The organism is Microbulbifer maximicatervae (SeqCode) (assembly GCF_052468155.1).
Window position 1 is genome coordinate 953,242 of record NZ_CP174335.1, and the last position, 19,908, is coordinate 973,149.

At 52.8% G+C, this 19,908-nt stretch carries 16 protein-coding genes; 9 read left to right on the forward strand and 7 right to left on the reverse strand.

What is annotated here, in order from left to right; genetic code table 11:
- The first annotated feature begins 91 nt into the window (after positions 1 to 91).
- The 5 genes from hslO (at position 92) to ACJJIY_RS04020 (ending at position 5,564) form a co-directional block, all read left to right on the forward strand.
- Complete coding sequence (gene hslO / locus ACJJIY_RS04000) at positions 92 to 970, forward strand: Hsp33 family molecular chaperone HslO (protein ID WP_445355456.1); 879 nt, start codon at positions 92 to 94, stop codon at positions 968 to 970.
- A gap of 290 nt (positions 971 to 1,260) precedes the next feature.
- Complete coding sequence (locus tag ACJJIY_RS04005) at positions 1,261 to 2,808, forward strand: phosphoenolpyruvate carboxykinase (protein ID WP_282930824.1); 1,548 nt, start codon at positions 1,261 to 1,263, stop codon at positions 2,806 to 2,808.
- Between the two features lie 186 nt (positions 2,809 to 2,994).
- Positions 2,995 to 3,675: a hypothetical protein gene (locus ACJJIY_RS04010; protein WP_445359153.1), complete on the forward strand. Its 681-nt coding sequence runs from the start codon at positions 2,995 to 2,997 to the stop codon at positions 3,673 to 3,675.
- Positions 3,676 to 3,691: 16 nt separating this feature from the next.
- Positions 3,692 to 4,402 (forward strand): D-Ala-D-Ala carboxypeptidase family metallohydrolase, encoded by a 711-nt coding sequence (locus ACJJIY_RS04015; RefSeq protein ID WP_445359154.1) that lies wholly within the window; start codon positions 3,692 to 3,694, stop codon positions 4,400 to 4,402.
- Between the two features lie 82 nt (positions 4,403 to 4,484).
- Positions 4,485 to 5,564: an AI-2E family transporter gene (locus ACJJIY_RS04020; protein WP_413663709.1), complete on the forward strand. Its 1,080-nt coding sequence runs from the start codon at positions 4,485 to 4,487 to the stop codon at positions 5,562 to 5,564.
- A gap of 73 nt (positions 5,565 to 5,637) precedes the next feature.
- On the opposite strand, the gene ACJJIY_RS04025 is transcribed toward ACJJIY_RS04020, so the two are convergent.
- Positions 5,638 to 6,435, reverse strand: coding sequence for a bestrophin-like domain (locus ACJJIY_RS04025; RefSeq protein WP_444906943.1), 798 nt, complete (start codon positions 6,433 to 6,435; stop codon positions 5,638 to 5,640).
- Positions 6,436 to 6,591: 156 nt separating this feature from the next.
- Here ACJJIY_RS04025 and ACJJIY_RS04030 point away from each other — a divergent pair, with 156 nt between their 5' ends.
- Positions 6,592 to 7,113 carry a peroxiredoxin family protein gene (locus tag ACJJIY_RS04030; RefSeq protein WP_445359155.1) on the forward strand — a complete coding sequence of 174 codons (522 nt, stop codon included), beginning with the start codon at positions 6,592 to 6,594 and terminating at the stop codon, positions 7,111 to 7,113.
- Between the two features lie 57 nt (positions 7,114 to 7,170).
- On the opposite strand, the gene ACJJIY_RS04035 is transcribed toward ACJJIY_RS04030, so the two are convergent.
- From ACJJIY_RS04035 to ACJJIY_RS04060, 6 genes are all read right to left on the reverse strand, one after another.
- Positions 7,171 to 7,509 (reverse strand): PAS domain-containing protein, encoded by a 339-nt coding sequence (locus ACJJIY_RS04035; RefSeq protein ID WP_444926202.1) that lies wholly within the window; start codon positions 7,507 to 7,509, stop codon positions 7,171 to 7,173.
- 258 nt (positions 7,510 to 7,767) lie between these two features.
- Positions 7,768 to 9,174, reverse strand: coding sequence for a nitrogen regulation protein NR(I) (gene ntrC, locus ACJJIY_RS04040; RefSeq protein ID WP_444906939.1), 1,407 nt, complete (start codon positions 9,172 to 9,174; stop codon positions 7,768 to 7,770).
- A gap of 3 nt (positions 9,175 to 9,177) precedes the next feature.
- On the reverse strand, positions 9,178 to 10,260 hold the full coding sequence (gene glnL, locus ACJJIY_RS04045; protein WP_444895770.1) for a nitrogen regulation protein NR(II): 1,083 nt from the start codon (positions 10,258 to 10,260) through the stop codon (positions 9,178 to 9,180).
- A gap of 316 nt (positions 10,261 to 10,576) precedes the next feature.
- Positions 10,577 to 11,131 (reverse strand): DUF4124 domain-containing protein, encoded by a 555-nt coding sequence (locus ACJJIY_RS04050; protein WP_444895769.1) that lies wholly within the window; start codon positions 11,129 to 11,131, stop codon positions 10,577 to 10,579.
- A gap of 188 nt (positions 11,132 to 11,319) precedes the next feature.
- Positions 11,320 to 12,726, reverse strand: a complete 1,407-nt coding sequence (gene glnA, locus ACJJIY_RS04055; RefSeq protein WP_108734896.1) for a glutamate--ammonia ligase — start codon at positions 12,724 to 12,726, stop codon at positions 11,320 to 11,322.
- Positions 12,702 to 12,950: a hypothetical protein gene (locus ACJJIY_RS04060; protein ID WP_444934430.1), complete on the reverse strand. Its 249-nt coding sequence runs from the start codon at positions 12,948 to 12,950 to the stop codon at positions 12,702 to 12,704. Before ACJJIY_RS04060 ends, glnA begins: the two co-directional genes overlap by 25 nt.
- A 101-nt stretch (positions 12,951 to 13,051) precedes the next feature.
- Between ACJJIY_RS04060 and thiI the strand changes: the two genes are divergently transcribed.
- The 3 genes from thiI to ACJJIY_RS04075 all read left to right on the forward strand — a co-directional run bounded on the left by thiI (position 13,052) and on the right by ACJJIY_RS04075 (position 19,181).
- Positions 13,052 to 14,533, forward strand: coding sequence for a tRNA uracil 4-sulfurtransferase ThiI (gene thiI / locus ACJJIY_RS04065; protein ID WP_445359156.1), 1,482 nt, complete (start codon positions 13,052 to 13,054; stop codon positions 14,531 to 14,533).
- A gap of 200 nt (positions 14,534 to 14,733) precedes the next feature.
- The gene (gene typA, locus ACJJIY_RS04070) at positions 14,734 to 16,542 is read left to right on the forward strand and encodes a translational GTPase TypA (protein WP_282930811.1); all 1,809 of its coding nucleotides are present in this window, start codon (positions 14,734 to 14,736) and stop codon (positions 16,540 to 16,542) included.
- A gap of 533 nt (positions 16,543 to 17,075) precedes the next feature.
- Entirely contained in the window at positions 17,076 to 19,181 is a 2,106-nt protein-coding gene (locus ACJJIY_RS04075) for a glycosyl hydrolase family 18 protein (protein WP_445359157.1), read from the forward strand.
- Positions 19,182 to 19,908: the final 727 nt, after the last annotated feature.

The following is a 19,908-nucleotide window of genomic DNA, read 5'->3' on the forward strand; positions in this document are numbered from 1 at the left end:
TCTACTGCACCAGCAATGATCAGCGACAGCTACCATTTAGGCATATCCACCTCTAAAATCCTGCGGTTTTAATACCGAGAGCCCCCGACCTATGTCCGATCAGCTGGAACGCTTTATTTTCTCCAAACACGATATTCGCGGACAGGTGGTGACACTTACTGATTCCTACCGCGATGTACTGGAACACAACCCGCTGCCTACGCCAGTAGCCCGCCTGCTGGGGGAATTCCTCACTGCAGCCAGCCTGCTTTCAACCACACTAAAGTTCGAAGGTGTCCTGAGCCTCCAGGCCCGTGGCGAAGGCGATGTGCCGATGATTATGGCGGAGTGCACTCACCACAGCGACCTGCGCGGCATCGCCCGGGTTGCCGAGGGTGCACAAATCGACGAAACCGCCACCCTGCGCGATATGATCGGCCCCCGTGGAGCCCTGGCCATTACCCTTGAGCCAAAGCGCGGTGAGCGCTATCAAGGTGTGGTTCCCATGGAGCAGGACAACCTGGCCGGCTGCCTGGAAGACTACTTTAAGCAATCGGAACAGCTGGCTACCCGCGTATGGCTGGAAAGCAGTGACAATACCGTCGCCGGTCTTATGTTGCAGATTCTGCCGGGCAATAATGCCGCCACGGAAGAAGAAAATCAGGACGCCTGGGAAACAGCGATTCACTTGGCAGAAACCGTAACTGACGAGGAGTTATTTACCGTTCCCCACCCAGAGCTGATTCACCGCCTATTCCACCAATTGGAGCCGGCGACCCTGGGTACCGACACTATTCGCTTCAAGTGCAGCTGCTCGAGAGAGCGCAGCGCCCGCGCGCTGGTTTCCCTGGGTGCAGAGGATGTCTACCGCCTGCTGGAAGAGCAGCAGGGTGAGATTATCGCGGACTGCCAATTCTGTAACACCCAGTACCGCTTTGACCGGGATCAAATTGAGTCGCTCCTCAACGCTCCCCCCCACACTCTTCACTAATGCGCGCAGGGCTGCGCAACCGCCGAATCCTCAGCGCAGCCCTGCCACCTGTCCCTCTACTCCCCCTATTAAATTCAGAAAAAGAATAATCAAGGCCTCGGCCATAAATTGCCTGAATTTAAGTCGACATTATTTTCCATGACAGCGCTGTCATTGACTACAAAATAGCCATAGTTGGTATCCGCATATTTTGAATTTTGCAATAATGCGCCCCCAAAATTTTCTACGGCTGTCTAAACCTTGGGCAGCCCCATTTTATTTACTGTCCAACTTTCACGGGTATTCCACGAATGGCACAGATCGACGACTCCGCGATGGTCTTCAAGAACCTATCACCGGCACAATTGGTAGAGCAGGCTCTGACGCGCGGCGAGGGCAAGCTGTCAGATACAGGCGCTCTGGTGACTGAAACCGGCGCACGCACCGGTCGCTCCCCGGCTGACCGCTTTGTTGTAGAAGAGCCCTCCACTGCCGACAGCATCGCCTGGGGCAACGTCAACCGTCCTTTCCCGCAGGATAAGTTTGACGCCCTGTGGGATCGTGTAGAGGCTTTTGTTGCTGGTCACGATACTTTTGTTCAGCACCTGCATGTGGGCCAGGATGAAGACCACTACTTGCCAGTGGTAGTGACCACCCAAACTGCATGGCACAACCTGTTCGGCCGCAACATGTTTATCCGCGCCGAAAAGTACAACCCCAAGTCCAAGGAAGAGTGGCAGATCCTGCACGCTCCTCACTTTGTCTGTGAGCCCGAGCGCGATGGCACCAACTCCGAAGGCTGCGTAATTATCAACTTCGGCCAGCGCAAAGTACTGCTGGCCGGCATGCGTTACGCCGGCGAAATGAAGAAGGCCATGTTCTCCGTACAGAACTTCCTGCTGCCAGAAAAAGACGTAATGCCAATGCACTGCGCGGCTAACGTCGGCGAAGATGGCGATACCTGCCTGTTCTTCGGCCTGTCCGGTACCGGCAAGACCACCCTGTCCGCGGATCCCGAGCGCTACCTGATCGGTGACGATGAGCACGGCTGGACCAAGGGTGCAGTCTTCAATATGGAAGGTGGCTGCTACGCGAAAACCATCGACCTGAGCCAGAAAAATGAGCCGGTAATCTGGGATGCCATCCGCTTCGGCGCCATCGTTGAAAACGTGGTAACCAACGATCACGGCACTGCTGACTACTGCGACACCAGCCTGACTGAAAACGGCCGCTGCTCCTATCCGCTGGAACACGTCGAAATGCGTCAGCTGGAAAACCGCGCCGGCGAGCCAAAGAATGTTATCTTCCTGACTTGCGATGTATCCGGCGTACTGCCACCGGTATCCATCCTCTCCAAAGAGGCTGCGGCTTACCACTTCCTGTCTGGCTACACCGCCCGCGTAGGCTCCACCGAACTGGGCGCAGAGGCCGGAATCCACCCGACTTTCTCCACCTGCTTTGGCGCGCCGTTTATGCCCCGTGCACCGCGCGAGTACGCAGACCTGCTGATGAAGCGCATCGAAGAGTTCGGCTCCAAGGTCTACCTGGTAAACACCGGTTGGACCGGCGGCTCCGGCGACAACGGCAAGCGCTTCCCGATTCCGGTAACCCGCGCTGTCGTTGCCGCTATCCAGAGCGGCGCCCTGGAAGGCGTTGCCACTGAGCACCTGGATGCCCTGAACCTGGATATCCCGATGGAAGTGCCCGGCGTGGACAAGTCTTACCTGAACCCTCGTGAAGCCTGGGCTGACAAAGCTGCTTACGATGATCAGGCAGGCAAGCTGGCCAAGCTGTTCGCCGAGAACATTGAGAAGTTCAATGTCAGCGAAGACGTTAAAAATGCAGGCCCTAAAGCCTAAGTAGAGGTTGTCGGGCACAGTGCGCTGTCCGTGACCCAAAAGTCGCTGCTCCCCCGGGACCAGCGGCTTTTTTTGTGGCTGATCCCAAGCCCGCAGCCCGTCGATTTTTGCGGCTATAGTGAGTAAACAGGCGCCGACGATTTTAGCGTCGGAGGAAAAACTCTCTCAGCAGCAGTCGCGAGCACTATGTCCGCAGGTAACTCGTTTACTCGCTTCGAAACTCTGTTCCCACACAGGCCGCCCGGGCAAAGAGTCAATCGGGTGGTCGTCAGTGCCCTCACTTTAATACTCAGTGCCATCCTGTTTACCCTCTGGCTCTATCTATTCCTCTCCTCGCAAGAGAAGCCCTATGTCGAGCAGCGCGGCTATCGCCTCGCCAACGAGGAGTCCTTTAACAAATTCCTGCGAGAGGGCAGTAACCGCTCCAGCGTACAAGCACTCAATCAGTTGCTTCGGGACCGGGGTGTCGCTGAGGTTTTTCCTATTCGTGATCTTCTGCGACAAGGGGGGGACTGGCTGGAACTGGGGGAACCCCCATTCGCCATACCACCCAGGGACCAGTGGTCCAATATTGTGAAAACCCTCACCCTGGTACGAGACCAGGTAATACCGCTAATTGGCCCTGTCACTGTAGTTTCCGCTTACCGCACTGATGCCTACAACCGAAAACTTGCGACCGAAGACCAGCCCCGCCACCGTGACTTTTGCGGGCTGGACTTAATTCCGAATTCCAATATCGGTAAAAACGAACTCGCTGAAGAGCTAAGCACACTGCACGCACGCCTCGGTCCCGATAGCAATGTCGGGATGGGCCTGATTGACAATGTCCTGTTTCATGTCGATACCTGTGGCTATCGCACCTGGTAATTGAGGGAGCTGCCCGATGGTTATGCAAAGTAACAAAGAGTGCGTAGAAATCGGCCAGCGTCAACTGCGCCGGCGGATCATCATCATTGGGGCAATCGCACTGGCAATTCTCACCGGTCTATTTGTTTTTACTTACGAACGAGCGCGCGAGGCTGATGACCGGGTGAAATCCCCTATCGATATCCTACCGCTGCTAATGATCCCGGAGGTTTACGATATCCAGGGCTATCCGGCAGCTTCCGAGAGGGCATTCAGCCGCTTCCTGAGCAAAGGCAATAACCATGCACGCTTTACTCAACTCAAAAAATTCCTGCGCTCCAACCGGGTTGAACAGGTTGTGCAACCCTATGAGCTATTGCGTCAGGGCAGTGACTGGCAGGATTTGGACGAACCCGCATTCGCCATCCCTCCCAAGGAGCTCTGGTGGGGCATCATAAATACTCTGCGGGTAATCGAGCGGGAAATAGTGCCCCGCGTCGGCCCGGTAACAGTGGTCTCCGGGTGGCGCACAGTGGATTACAACCGTAAGGCCGGGGGTTCCAAGGGAAGTAAACATCTGCATTTCTGCGGGCTGGATATAGTTCCGAAAAAGAAGTTCTCCCGAGAGCAATTGGTGCCCGTACTGAGGGATATCCACAAGCGCAACGGCCGCGAGTGGCAAATGGGCCTCGGAATCTATCGGGGCATTCGATTTCACGTGGATACGTGCGGATATAGGCGCTGGTAAAACCCCACTGCATCTGCTTAGATAGAGCAAAAATTAGGCGCCCTACCACTGGGCTGCCGAAAGAGAAGCAGAGGAAGTCGCAGTGCAAGAAAAACTGGAAAGGCGCTCATTTATATTGACCTTGTTATTGGTCAGCGTAGCTTTTTTACTCCTAATAAAACCCTTCTTTACCCCTATTTTTTGGGCTTGTGCCACCGCACTGATTTTCTACCCCGTGTACCGTCTGCTGATGCAGCGCTTTCCCAATTCGCCTAATTTAATGGCTCTGCTAACCCTGTTTATGTGTATCGTTCTATTGGTGATACCCGTATTGGTAGTGGCCACCTCTTTTATTAATGAAGCGGTAACTCTGTATCACCGGATCCAGGAAGGACAAATTGATGTTTCTAAATCTTTTGAACAGATTCGCAGTGCTTTCCCCAGGGTTAACAGCACGCTCGAAAGTATTGGCGTGGATGTCGAGGAGGCCAAGCAGCGCCTGATGGGTGGAGTGATGAATGCCGGTAGCTTCGTCGCAAAAAATGCGATTGAGGTCGGACAGAATACTGTTAACTTTTTCGTTATGTTGGGTTTAATGCTTTACCTCACCTTCTTCCTGATTCGCGATGGCGAAAGGCTGGTAAACCTGATTATCCATGCCCTACCACTGGGTGATGAGCGCGAGCACCTTTTACTGGCAAAGTTTGCTGAAGTCACTCGCGCAACTATTAAAGGAAATCTGGTAGTCGCTATTACCCAGGGCGGCTTGGGCGGAATTATTTTCTGGGTGCTGGGTCTACCGGCACCGGTGCTTTGGGGTGTATTAATGACACTGTTGTCATTGTTGCCCGCCGTCGGTGCCGCATTGATCTGGTTCCCCGCTTCTATTTACCTCTATGCTATTGGCGAACCCATGAAGGCAACGATTTTACTCGCCTATGGTTTCACCGTGATCAGTCTGGTAGATAACCTGTTACGCCCAATATTGGTGGGTCGAGACACAAAACTCCCCGACTATTTAGTGCTTTTCTCCACTGTCGGCGGTCTGTTTATGTTTGGAATCAGTGGCTTTGCGATAGGCCCCCTTCTCGCTGCACTATTCCTCGCCTTCTGGGAAATTTTTATGCGTGAGTTTGTGCATCCCGAAGATGTCTTAATGCCACAAAAACCTGAAGATCTTTAACCTGTTCCCCGGGGCGGAAAAGCCTTAATTCCGCCCCACCCAATTAATATGCAAAGTCAGCTCGCACAACAGCTCAGGGGGCAGCCTCCTGTAGCTCTTTCAGCTGCAAATTGAGATCGCTCATCGGCGACTGATCAACCAACAGTGCTCCCTCATTTGCCCGATCCAAATCCGCCACCAGTAAAATCACTGTTGAGAAAGTCAGGGCCAAAGCTATAACTACCTGGGCAGATCCCCCGCGACTTATACCCAACTGGTATCCAATTGCCAGCATCGCCAAAATGGTCATAAAGTACAGGGAGAGCCAGAGTGGACCCGGTATACGGTATTGCAGCCCAACCACAACCCTGGCACGGTGCAGATCTACCATCCCGTTAACCTGCTCGGCAAACTGGCGTAAATAATCGGCGTTGTAATCCTGTGCGATGTGCGCCTCGATCAAACGCCAAAGAGCCTGGTGAATTTCCTCACTGCGAGCTACATCTTCCGGAGTGACGGCGATTGATGGGTCAATATCCCTGAGATTTGCATATTCAGCTATTAGGTCTCGCGCCTTATTCTGCTTATCCAATTGCAAAAAGCTCGCATTTAAATATGCGGCCTGGATGGTATTGACCTCCTGCAACAGCAATGCCTTGCGTTCATTAAATCGGTCGGCTGTCATATTAAAGGTAAATGCCAAAACGAATGCGACTAGGCCCAAAGTGGCAGCTACCGCACTGCCCAGGGAAGAATCCTCCTTGATACTGGCATTCACTACCCGCCGCCGCCCCAGATAAATCCCCACAGCTAAAGCGCAAAGCACTACGGCAACTGAAATGGTATAGATCAGTGGAAGTGGCAGAGTATAGAAAAGGCTGTCAAAGCGCATTTAAACCCCTGCAAAACGGCAAGTCCATAACGGTGCATTGACGCACCAATATTCTTACTTTGGCGCATAAAGCATAGCAGTTATAGCTGAGCTATTGGCCAGTTAGACCTTAGGGCAGTAGCATAGGCGTATCGGTAAACTACAAGGGAAATATTCGTGAAATACCTGCTGACCTTCTTTATTACTGCGTTTATCAGCCTTCCCAGCCTCGCTCTGGAAGTAGGTGAAATCGCGCCAAATTTCACTCTCAAGGGGTCTGATGGCCAAACCCACACATTGGCGGACCTCCAGGGAAAAAGCGCTGTTGTGATCGCCTGGTTTCCCAAGGCATTCACCCGTGGCTGCACCATAGAATGTAAATCGCTCGCCCAAAACGGTCACTTGATCAAAGATTATGAAGTCACTTACTTTATGGCCAGTACAGATGATCTTGACGATAACACTCGATTTGCTGAAGAGAGCGAAGCGGACTTCCCGTTACTCAGCGACCCCACCGGTGAAACGGCTAAAGCGTACGATGTACTTATTCCCGTAATGAATATCGCCCGTCGCGTTACCATTTATATCGGTAAAGATGGACGAATTAAAAAAATTGACAAGGATATTAAGCCGGCAACCAGCGCAGAGGATATAGCGCGAACGCTTGGTGAATTGGGTGTTAAAAAGGAGTCAGCCTGATAATAAATAGTCCGGAACGACTAAATAAACGATGAAATAGCCCAGTGCTCTATTGGGCTATTGGGAATCAATGACAAAAGATATCCCAAAACAGCAATCCCGCCCTTCAAATTCATCCAACCACTTGCAGACATTCAACGTAACCTCTCCACGGCTGGATTTATCGACATACTCTTGCAGGTGCTCGGGTTTCCCTGAGGAAAAAACCCGATCATCCGCAGCTTTTAATGCATCAGCATTATTTGACCAGGGAAGTTCCCGGTCTGTCTTACCAGTCACTTCACCACCGGCCAATTGACATATTTGGCGATTACCCCATAGATATACGCCTGTTTGATCTTTAATCCAAAATAAAAATGGAACCTCGGCAACTACTTTCAGTTCATCAGCAGTCATATCGTCTCAATCATCTAAATACCAGCAATTAACTCTAACTTTAGCAGGCAATAAAAATATCGCTCAGGATTCTATACATAGCTGCATTTTCAAATTTATTCGCTGAAACACAAAATACCTATCTAAATAAATATTAATAGATGACTGCTAGTAAAAGACTCAATCAGGAACAAAAAAAATTAAGAGCGGCCTGATAATGAGATATGAGTATATTTCAAGTAGGTCTTCCCATGGTGTTTGATAAGACCTCACTGTTATTTACTCTCCACCAATTTCCAATTCTTTTAACTTCCGTGTCAGGGTATTTCTACCCCATCCCAACAGATCAGCTGCATCGCGTTTACGCCCAGCTGTATGCTTTAGCGCAATTTCTATTAACGCTTTTTCAAATGCGGGAACAGCCTCATTTAAAATTTCTCGCTGCCCAGAGGATAGGGCCTGGTCGGCCCACAGACGCAGAGCTTTTTGCCAGTCTGCCGGTGTTTCTGTCGTCGCGCCCTGCTGATGCAACTCCTGTGGCAAATCTTCAATATGTACCTCGCGTCCGGAGGCCATTACGGTAATCCAGCGGCAGGTATTTTCCAGTTGTCGCACATTACCGGGCCAATCCAGCCCAGAGAGATACTCCTCAGTTTCCTTGGTTAGGATCTTTGACTCCACCCCCAGATCTTTTGCCGCAGCATTAAAGAAATGTCTCACCAATCGCGGAATATCCTCACGGCGATCCGCCAGTCTGGGAATATGGATGCGAATAACATTCAGGCGGTGAAACAGGTCCTCGCGAAATTTATGCTGACATACTAACTCTTCCAGATCCTGGTGAGTCGCCGCAATAATACGCACATCCACTTTGACTGGGGTGTGGCCACCGACACGGTAAAATTCACCATCAGCCAACACGCGCAACAACCGGGTTTGAGTATCCGCGGGCATATCACCAATTTCATCCAGAAACAGGGTGCCACCATTGGCCTGTTCAAAACGTCCGGCACGCTGGGAGCTGGCACCGGTAAAGGCCCCTTTTTCATGGCCAAATAATTCGGACTCCATCAGGTCCTTGGGTATAGCCGCCATATTCAATGCAATAAATGGCTTATCCCTGCGCGGACTGTGATTGTGCAGAGCCTGCGCCACCAACTCCTTACCGGTGCCGGATTCACCGTTGATTAAAACGGTGATATTGGAGTGAGACAAACGGCCAATCGCACGGAAGACCTCCTGCATCGCCGGCGCTTCTCCAATGATTTCTTTGTTACCCTGTCCATTTTCCGGCTCAACCCGTTCTTCAGCACTCTGTTCGCTGGCGTGCATCAGTGCGCGCCGAGTTACCGCTACGGCTTCATCAATATCAAATGGCTTGGGCAGGTATTCAAAGGCTCCCCCTTGGTAAGCAGCTACCGCGCTATCCAGGTCCGAGTGCGCAGTCATAATAATTATCGGCAGGCTCGGTCGTTCAGCCTGGAAACGCTGCAACAATTTAAAGCCATCGGAGCCCGGCATGCGGATATCACTGATTACTACATCCGGTGAATCGCTATAGAAATCATCCAGGGCGCGGTCGCCACTCTCGTAGCACTGGGTATCAATTCCCTCACGCGATAGCGCTCTTTCCAGCACCCAGCGGATTGATCTGTCGTCGTCAATAATCCAAACGCGATTACTCATTCTCTAGGTTCCTGTATTTGCTAATTCGGTAGTCAGGGGCAGATAAATTTGGAAAATGCTACGGCCGGGTTGGCTGTCACACTTAATCAACCCCTTGTGCTGATTGATAATGTTCTGGGAAATCGAAAGTCCAAGACCTGAACCCTCGGCGCGGCCGGAGATCATCGGGAAGAATATCCGCTCGCGAATTTCCTCCGGTATGCCCGGTCCGTTATCTTCAATTTCGATACGGCAGACCAATGGGCAATTGCGGCGGCCAATGGTGAATTGGCGCTGGATACGCGTGCGCAGTACCATTTCCCCACTACTGAGACCAATACTTTCATCGATGGCTTGCATGGCGTTGCGGGCAATATTAAGCAGCGCCTGAATCAATTGTTCGCTATCGGCGGGGACATCGGGAATAGACGGATCGTAGTCCCTGCGAATTTGAAGCTCACCGATACACTCAGCATCCAGCAACTGGGCAACCCGCTCCAGAACCTCGTGCACATTAACCGGTTGCAGTACTACCGGCTGGCGTGGTCCCAATAAACGGTCAACCAGATTGCGCAGGCGATCCACTTCCTCGATGATAATCTGTGTATATTCGTCTAACTCCCGGCCCGGCAACTCGCGCTGCAATAGTTGTGCAGCCCCGCGGATACCACCGAGGGGGTTCTTGACCTCATGGGCCATACCGCGAACCAGGTTTCGTGTCGTTTCCTGGGCACTGAGCAGCGCATCTTCCCTGGCAATTCGCAACAGGCGATCCATCGGCTGCACTTCCACAAGCAACACAGAAAACTCGGGGACCGGGCTGACTGAGTAATCCACGGTCCGGGTTTCAAGATTGTTCAACCTCCAGCTGGCCCGGCGCACTGTATACTTCTCATTTTTGCGCAGTGCTTCCCGCATAGCACCATAGGCAGAGGGAGATTCTCGCACCACCTCCTCCAACTTCGAGCCTTTAACCCGGGTACTGGAGGCGGCCAACAAGTCCTCAGCAGCATTGTTCAAATAGCAAAGCGATAAGTTTTCATCCAGCACCAACACTGCGGAAGTCAGGCTATCGAGTAATTGGCGCAACTGGCGATCATTCAGCATTCACAAAATTTCCGATTCATTCCGAGGCTCTGACCAAACTCCATTTGGTCACCCCCAGCAAACTAGCGCTGTATCTAGTCAGTGCAAAAAGCAAACCAAAATGGCGCATAAGCTGGCATTTGTAGGCGGAAGCAGCTTCAACCGGACACAATCAGTGCGCGATTAGCAACAACGGCATTGCGAGTATTCAGTCTCAGAAATAGGATGCCGCCGACCACAGAGAGAATGCACCATTAAGGTGCATAGGTCAAAAAACAGGCAGGCGGACTTTAGAGCGAAGTAAGGGGTAGCGGGAGCTTTGCACTCCCTCAAACATTCACCCCCGAGCTATCGGGCGCTTGACATGAATTGTGATCGTTTGCGACTGGGCCAATACTTGCCCTTTGGGCCCTAGCAGAACCGCCTTGAGCGTATGGGTACCGCGGACCAGGGCGGAGATATCCAGGGAGTTACCAGCCGAACTTCCCTGCCAGCGCTGCCCATCAATAACCGCATAAAAGCTAGCGCCCTCTGGATAATTGGGGGCCACATCCACCTGAAGCGCTATCAGTGTCTGCCCTGGCGGAATAGTCGCCTCATTAATTGGACTCACAATTCGAATCGATACCGGCCCCAACTCTCCATCATCACTTTTGGGCGACAGCTTTCTTGTGGGCAGCTGGCGGGGCAGCGCAATTGGCTGAATATTGATTGGGGCTAAATCCACTTTCTCTGAGTTGCCATTTGCCGGTGGTGTATCGCTAAAACTGACCTGGCCATCGGGCCCAACCACTTTGTAGATCGCGCCAGCCTCTTCATTCTCTTGAGAAGCCGCAACTGCCACCAGAGGCATTGCGAGTAACAGGGCCTTTAATTGCCAAAACCTTGCCATAGTGTTTTCGACCGCAGGGCGGACGCTCCTTTCTTCCCAGATCGGGCCAATGGGATATTCCTGAGCCTCCGCATAGCGGCACTCAATTCACTTCCACTGACAGTGTACTCGCAATAAAAAAGCCCGCACCAGGGTGGCGCGGGCTTTTCGAGAACAGCTCGACGGCATCATCGTGATGCCGGTCGCCATTACACGGAGTAGTACATATCGAACTCAACCGGGTGAGTGGTCATGTTCAGGCGCTCTACTTCTTCACGCTTCAGCTCGATGTAGGCATCGATAGCATCGTTAGTGAATACACCACCGGCTGTCAGGAACTCGCGATCCTGATCCAGAGCATCCAGGGCGCCTTCCAGGCTGGAAGCGACAGTCGGGTACTCAGCCAACTCTTCCGGCGGCAGATCGTACAGGTCCTTGTCCGCAGCATCGCCAGGGTGGATCTTGTTCTTGATACCGTCGAGACCCGCCATCAGCAGTGCGGCGAAAGACAGGTATGGGTTGGCGGTCGGGTCCGGGAAGCGAGTCTCGATGCGCTTGCCTTTCGGGGAGGGCACGAAAGGAATACGGATAGACGCAGAGCGGTTGCGCGCAGAGTAAGCCAGGATTACCGGCGCTTCGAAGCCAGGTACCAGACGCTTGTAAGAGTTGGTGGAAGCGTTGCACAGCGCGTTCAGGGCGCGAGCATGCTTAACGATACCGCCGATGTAGTACAGAGCAGCTTCGGACAGACCAGCGTAGGCGTCACCGGCAAACTGGTTTACGCCATCCTTGCTAAAGGACTGGTGAACGTGCATACCGGAACCGTTATCGCCAACCAGCGGCTTGGGCATAAAGGTCGCGGTCTTGCCGTAGGCGTGGGCAACGTTGTGTACAGCGTACTTGAGGATCTGTACTTCGTCCGCTTTCTTAGTCAGGGTGTTGGCGGCAACGCCGATCTCACACTGGCCAGCAGTACCCACTTCGTGGTGATGCACTTCTACGCGCAGGCCCATCTGTTCCATCGCAGAACACATTGCGGCGCGAACGTCGTGCAGGGAATCCACCGGAGGAACCGGGAAGTAACCGCCTTTAACGCCGGGACGGTGACCAATATTGCCTTCTGCAAAGTTGTGACCTGAGGACCAGGCTGCTTCTTCGGAGTTGATCTTGTAGAAGGCGCCGCCCATTTCGGCACCCCAGGTGATGTCGTCGAATACGAAGAACTCGGGCTCGGGACCGAACAGAGCGGTGTCACCCAGGCCAGTGGACTTCAGGTATTCCTCAGCGCGCAATGCGATGGAGCGAGGATCGCGCTCGTAACCCTGACCAGTAATTGGGTCGACGATGTTACAGCGAATGATAACGGTGCTCTCATCGGTGAAGGGGTCGAGGAAAGCTGTCTCGTCGTCCGGCATCAGGATCATGTCGGATTCGTTGATGCCCTTCCAACCGGCGATGGAAGAACCATCGAACATTTTGCCTTCTTCAAAGAACTCACCGTCAACTTCCGACGCAGGGATGGAAACGTGTTGTTCTTTACCCTTGGTATCGGTAAAGCGCAGGTCTATCCATTTCGCTTCACTTTCATTAATCAAACCGAGCGTTTTCGCTGACATTGCAGTCCTCCAGGTCTTGAAAAGTAATTGGTCGCTATGCCTTGCTGTCGCTGCCGGCATTCACTCTCTACCTGGCGTGAAATAAAGCAAGGAGTGTGCCAAATTAGGGCAATCGCCTCATAGTCCCGGTTGGCGCCGGTGCGAGTCCCAGCAAAGTGCTGACGCAGCCAGGATAGATGTATTGTGGCCGAGCAGCCACATAAATACGCACCAAAATAGAACATACTTGCTCTCGCTTCGCCCGCAAACAGTGCACAACCAACTTGGCTCCGGCTAGTTTATAATGCCGCACCTTCTATCAACATGCGGTACCCCACGGATTCCCATGCACTTTGTCGTCAAGTTTTTTCCAGAGATCACCATCAAGAGCAACCCTGTGCGCAAGCGCATGTCGCGCCAGCTCAAGGACAACCTGCAGCGCCTGCTGCGCCAGCTGGACGACCGTATCCAGGTGCGAAAGGATTGGGAAAAGATCGATGTGATCGCGCCCGATGCTGTGTCCCACCTGGGTGGACGTATCGAAGAGGTGCTCTCTCACACCCCCGGCATCGCCAACTTCTCCCGCGTGCGCCAGTTCCCCCTGGGCGACCTGCATGACATGTACGAGAAAACCCTGTCGGTATGGGGAGACGCCCTGAAGGACAAGACTTTCTGCGTCAGGGTTAAGCGCACCGGCAAACACGACTTCCAATCCCTGGATGTGGAGCAGTACGTGGGCGGCGGCCTCAACAAGAACACCGAGGCATCCGGAGTCAAACTGAAAAACCCCGACATCACCGTTAAGCTGGAGATCCGCCACGATAAGCTCAACGTGATCGAAGAGCAGCATCCCGGCCTGGGCGGCTTCCCCCTGGGCACGCAAGACCCGGTTTTGTCGCTGGTATCCGGTGGCTTCGATTCTACCGTGGCCAGTTACATGACCATGAAGCGCGGTATCCGCACCCACTTCCTGTTCTTCAACCTGGGCGGACGCCAGCACGAGCTGGGCGTGAAAGAAGTCGCCTACTACCTGTGGAACAAATACGGTGCTTCCCATCGGGTGCGCTTTATCACTGTGCCGTTTGACGAAGTCGTGGCAGAGATTCTCGAGCGGGTCGACGACTCCCATATGGGCGTCATTTTGAAACGCATGATGCTGCGCGCCGCCGATGTGATCGCCAAGGAGCTGGAGGTGGACGCCGTAGTCACCGGTGAAGCCATCGCCCAGGTTTCCAGCCAGACCCTGAAAAATCTGTCGGTGATCGACAGTGTTACCAATACCCTGGTATTGCGCCCACTGATCACCACCGACAAGACCGATATTATTCGCACCTCCCGGGCCATCGGCACCGAAGAGTTTGCCGCCAATATGCCGGAGTACTGCGGCGTTATCTCGGTAAAACCCACCACCCGCGCCAAGATAGAAAAAGTGGAGTCCGAGGAAAACCGCTTCGATTTCACCGTCCTCGATCGCGCTATCAGCAATCGGGTGATGCAGAATATTGATCAGGTGATCGAAGAAGTCGATGGCGAAGCGCCGGACGTGGAGATCCGCGAGGAGCCGGGCAGCGCTGTGGTTATCGATATCCGCCACCCGGATGAAGAGGAGCTGGATCCACTGGAGCTTGGCTGTGAGGTGCAGACTATTCCTTTCTACCGTCTCAACAACAACTTTGCCCACCTGGACCAAGAGCGTGAGTACCTCCTGTATTGCTCCAAAGGCGTTATGAGCCGCCTGCACGCCTCACACCTGCTGGATGAAGGTTTTCGCAATGTGGGCGTGCTGCGCCCGCTGATTCCCCACAGACCGGAAACCATTAAGAAGTAACTTCTGCTCAAGGCGCGGGCAATCACCGCCCGCGCGGGTTTTAAAGCGATCAGCGCCCCGGGGCGGTGATTTTTTACTCAAAATCACTCCCAATTGTCATGCGGCCCCCCTATAATCGCCGCCTTTGGCCGGAATGCTGCTGTAGAAACCCCGCAGGCCCCCGCCCCGACTTACCAAGATTTAACGCCCAGAGGCCCCCAGTGATAGAGAATCTGCGCAATATTGCGATTATCGCCCACGTAGACCATGGCAAAACCACCCTTGTGGACAAGCTGTTGTCCCAGTCCGGCACTCTCGACCGCCGCGACGAAGGCGCCGAGCGCGTCATGGACTCCAACGATCAAGAGCGTGAGCGTGGCATCACCATTCTGGCGAAGAACACCGCTATCCGCTGGAATGACTACCGCATCAATATTGTCGACACCCCAGGGCACGCCGACTTCGGCGGCGAGGTAGAGCGCGTACTGTCCATGGTGGATTCAGTTCTGCTGCTCGTAGACGCAGTAGATGGCCCCATGCCGCAGACTCGCTTCGTAACCCAGAAGGCGTTTGAGCAGGGCCTCAACCCGATCGTGGTGATTAACAAGATCGACCGCCCCGGCGCTCGCCCCGACTGGGTGATGGACCAGGTATTCGACCTGTTCGACAGCCTCGGCGCCACCGACGAGCAGTTGGACTTCCCGGTTGTCTACGCCTCCGCCCTGAACGGCATCGCCGGTCTCGACGACACCGACCTGGCCGACGATATGACGCCGCTGTTCCAGATGATTGTGGACAAGGTTGAGCCCCCGAAGGTTGACCCCACCGGCGCCTTCCAGATGCAGGTTTCCGCTCTGGACTACTCCAGCTACGTAGGCGTAATCGGCGTTGGCCGTATCACTCGCGGTACCCTGAAGCCGAACCAGCAAGTGGTAGTTCTCGATCGCGAGGGCAACTCGCGCAAAGCCAAGGTCCTGCAGGTTATGGGTTACCTCGGCCTGGAGCGTGTAGAAGTGGAGCAAGCCAGTGCTGGCGATATCGTGTGTATCACCGGTGTGGGTGAGCTAAATATCTCCGATACCCTGTGCGATCTGGATACTCCAGAAGCCCTGCCCGCCCTGAGCGTGGACGAGCCCACCGTAAGCATGACCTTCCAGGTCAACGACTCCCCCTTTGCTGGCCAGGACGGCAAGTTCGTTACCTCGCGCAACATCAAAGAGCGTCTTGACCAGGAGCTGATTCACAACGTGGCCCTGCGTGTAGAGCAAGGCGACTCTCCTGATAAGTTCAAGGTTTCCGGCCGAGGCGAATTGCACTTGTCTGTCCTGATCGAATCCATGCGCCGAGAAGGTTTCGAGTTGGGCGTTTCCCGCCCCGAAGTGGTGCAGAGAGAGGTCGACGGAGAGATCCACGAGCCTTATGAAGAAGTGGTTATCGATGTTGAGGAACCTCATCAGGGGCCCATTATGGAAGAGCTGGGCCTGCGCAAGGCCGATCTCACCAATATGGAGCCCGATGGCAAAGGTCGCGTGCGCCTAACCTTTATCGTGCCCTCGCGCGGCATGATCGGCTTCCGCTCCCAATTCCTTACCATCACCAGTGGTTCTGGTATTATGACCAGTATCTTCGACCACTACGGTCCGGTGAAGCAGGGTGAGGTGGCCAAGCGCATCAACGGTGTACTGGTTTCCATGGTCAAGGGCAAAACCCTCGCCTATGGTCTGTTCGCACTGCAGGATCGTGGTCGCTTGTTCCTGGGCCACGGCGAAGAGGTCTACGAAGGCCAAATCGTCGGTATTCACTCCCGTGGCAACGACCTGGTAGTAAACCCTACCAAGGCCAAACAGCTCACTAATGTGCGCGCGTCAGGTACTGACGATGCGCTCACTCTGTCACCACCCATTCGTCACACCCTTGAGCAGGCTCTGGAATTCATCGAAGACGATGAATTGGTAGAGGTGACTCCCAACTTTATCCGCCTGCGCAAGAAAATTTTGCAGGAAAATATGCGCAAGCGTGCGAAGAAATAATTAGTATTTTCTTCAACTTTAAAAAGGGCCCTCTGGGCCCTTTTTTGTTTTTGCCATATCATGACATCTTCAATCCCTGAAGAGGGACAATCAAAAACTTCTCCGTAGCAACATTCCATAGTAAAGAGGTGATTGATTAACTCGACAGAAGCCGTGCTGCACTAAACTGCAGGGAGGCTGCCTGCAAGAGGCCGTAAATATCGCTCGCCAGAATCCGGTATTTTTTTCCGATCTCTTACCCCAAAAAGAAAATTTATTTTCTTTTGATATTAAATAATCGACCATTTTTATCGTTGATCTGCTCAAATATTTATTCCTGGAAGGTGCAATTAAATTTATGCCCGCACTTTTTATTGTCCCCATCATAAAATTACAGCGGAAATAAATATAACCACTCAGCCACTACCCTCCGTGGCTTGCACATTTATTCCACATTTCCTCGCGGAACTTTTACCTCTCCACTTATTCAAATTTTTCCACATATAACGACAAATTTCTTTATACATAATTAAGACCTATGGGAGGTCAATCTAATGTTTTCTTTCCTGCAATCTCAGGATCGAACAAGGATGTTGGTGGGCAGCCGCAGTGAACGCGGATCTAAATTTGGGTTTAAATTAAAAGCTGCGGCGGCACTCGCAGCAGCAATCGCCATTAGCGGAAACGTCAGCGCACAAGAAACCTCTAAACGTGTATCTGCCTATTGGGCCGATTGGGAATACTGGGCCGACTCATCCTTCACCCATGACAACGTGGATTTCTCCAAGCTCACTCACGTTCAGTACGCCTTTGCCTGGAATGACGAAGACGGCAACATCTACTTTACAGACCCCTACGTTTTCTACGGCCTGGGCGCCCAATCATTTTCCGGCGGCGCCGGTGATGGTCCCGTAAAATGCTCGCCGCAATTCTGGCACCCCTACAGCCAATACGATTCCAGTATTCAGCCCGCGGTCTGCCAGGGCTGGAATGACCACGAATCAGGTTTTGTAAAATCGGTACATGACGACGGTGCCAAGGCGATCCTGTCTATGGGCGGCTGGACCCTCTCCCACAAAGTCTCTGAGATGATGGAGAGCGACACCGCACGTGCAGCCTTTATCGAAAATGCAGTGACACTGCTTACTGACTGGGATTTCGATGGTCTCGATCTCGATTTCGAATACCCCGGCTATGCACCGAACGGCGGACGCTCGATCGACAAAGAAAACTTCACCACCCTGCTGCAAGAGCTGCGCGCGCGCTTCGATGAGGTTGAAGCGGAGACCGGCAAAAATCTGGAACTGACCGCTGCCGTGGCCTGTGGCCCCTCGATTGCAGAAGAGGGTTATGATTTTGCTGCTGTGGGCGAAGTCCTCGACTATGTCAACCTGATGACTTATGACTTTGGTGGCGACTGGGATACCGTAGCCCAGCATACCTCGCCGCTGTACCCCTATGAAGGCCAGGTCAACGAAGGCTTCGACGCAGACAGCTGCCGCAATATGTGGATGACTGAGGGCAATATTCCTGCTGAGAAAATCACCCTGGGTATGTCCCACTACGGCCGCAGCGTGGCTGGCGCCACCGCAATCGGTGAAGCCGCCTCCGGACAAGACGTCGCTCACTGGGGCTCTGACACCGAGACGCGCTACTACCAGATCGTTGAGAAAATGCAGAGCGACTCTTCATTCCAGACCGCTTACGATCCCGAGGCCGTCACCCACTATGGTTGGTTTGAGGATGGCGGTTTTATCTCTTTCGAAGATACGACTTCTATCGCCGCACGCGCCCAATATGTGCTCGACCAGGGCCTTGGTGGCGTGATGATCTGGCAGCTACGCGGTGGAATGCTATTGGAGAACAATGAATACCAGTATCCACTACTCGATGCCGCACTCGAAGTTTTCGGACAGGGTGGCTCCAGTGATAGCGATACCGGAGATACTGGCGATACCGGAGATACCGGAGACACCGGAGACACCGGAGACACCGGAGACACCGGAGACACCGGAGACACCGGAGACACCGGAGACACCGGAGATACCGGAGATACCGGAGACACTGGAGACACTGGAGACACTGGAGACACTGGAGACACTGGAGACACTGGAGACACTGGAGACACTGGAGACACTGGAGACACCGGAGATACTGGCGACACCGGAAGTGGCGGTGGCAATAATAATGGCGGAAGCAGCGCCTGCGTCGCGTTTGAGCAGCCCTATGCCGGCGACCCAGGTTATTCAGTCGGTGACGTTGTTGTCTTTGAAGGAGTCGCCTACGAGTCCACCCACGAGCCAAACTGGTGGTCTCCAGGTTCCGCGCCATCGCTGTGGACCGAAACCACCTGTCAAACTGAGGGCGAAGGCTCCGACAATGGTTCCGACAGCGGCTCTGACGATAGCAACAACAATGGCTCCGATAGCGGTTCTGACGACAACGCCAATAACGGTTCCGATGACAACACCGACAGCGATCAAGGTTCAGGTGAGACCGCTTCCTGCCCCGAATTCCAGCAGCCATATGCTGGTGACGAAGGCTATCAAGTTGGCGACCTAGTAACCTTTGAAGGCCAGGTTTATGTGTCTACCTTTGGTCCCAACTGGTGGTCCCCGGCTAGCGCCCCCCAGTACTGGGAAGCGAGTTCCTGCCAGTAACCTGGATACACTTTGACCGTCTTCTCAAGGAAGGCGGCTCAATATTTCAATAAAAGGGCCCTTATCGGGTCCTTTCCATTTATTATTTAGTCCGCCCTTAAAATAATTATTACGGCGTATCTTGTAAGATATGCATCACTTCACCAAAGTTATCCTTTGACAAAATATATCTCAGCCAACGAATACCATTATCTGTCAAACTTTGCTCATACTTAATGTGCTTTTGATCTCGCAGATAAATTCTGAGTCTGGGGTAAGAGGCAATAAATCTCTAAAACTTACAATCAATTAAATTAATTTTTTATTATCCATTCTTAAAATGTATTTTGGAATTCATCGGCTAGGTGCCGGACCAGTGCCATTAGCTGTTTCAACCGCCTGAATTTGGCTCCAATTATACTCTTTAGGAAAAAGGGAAAATAATGAGTTAAATTTCACTCTATTGGAGCTGGCAACAAAATAACTATTTATCCCCAAGACTATCAAAGTTAAAAAAACGATAAGATTCTAAAATTTTTACGAATTGATTGCCTCAACCTATAGTCTCCCAATATCTTAGACTTAACTCTTTATCAAGTTCTATTTTTCCGTAGGGATTAAGTATGCAAGCAGCTTAAAGAAGGTCGCAAACAATATTATAGAAACAAACATTACTGGCCGCATTGATAAAATATATCCCTCAGTAGTAAGGCCTGCCAAGATAGCGTTCTCAGATAAAGACTGTTCT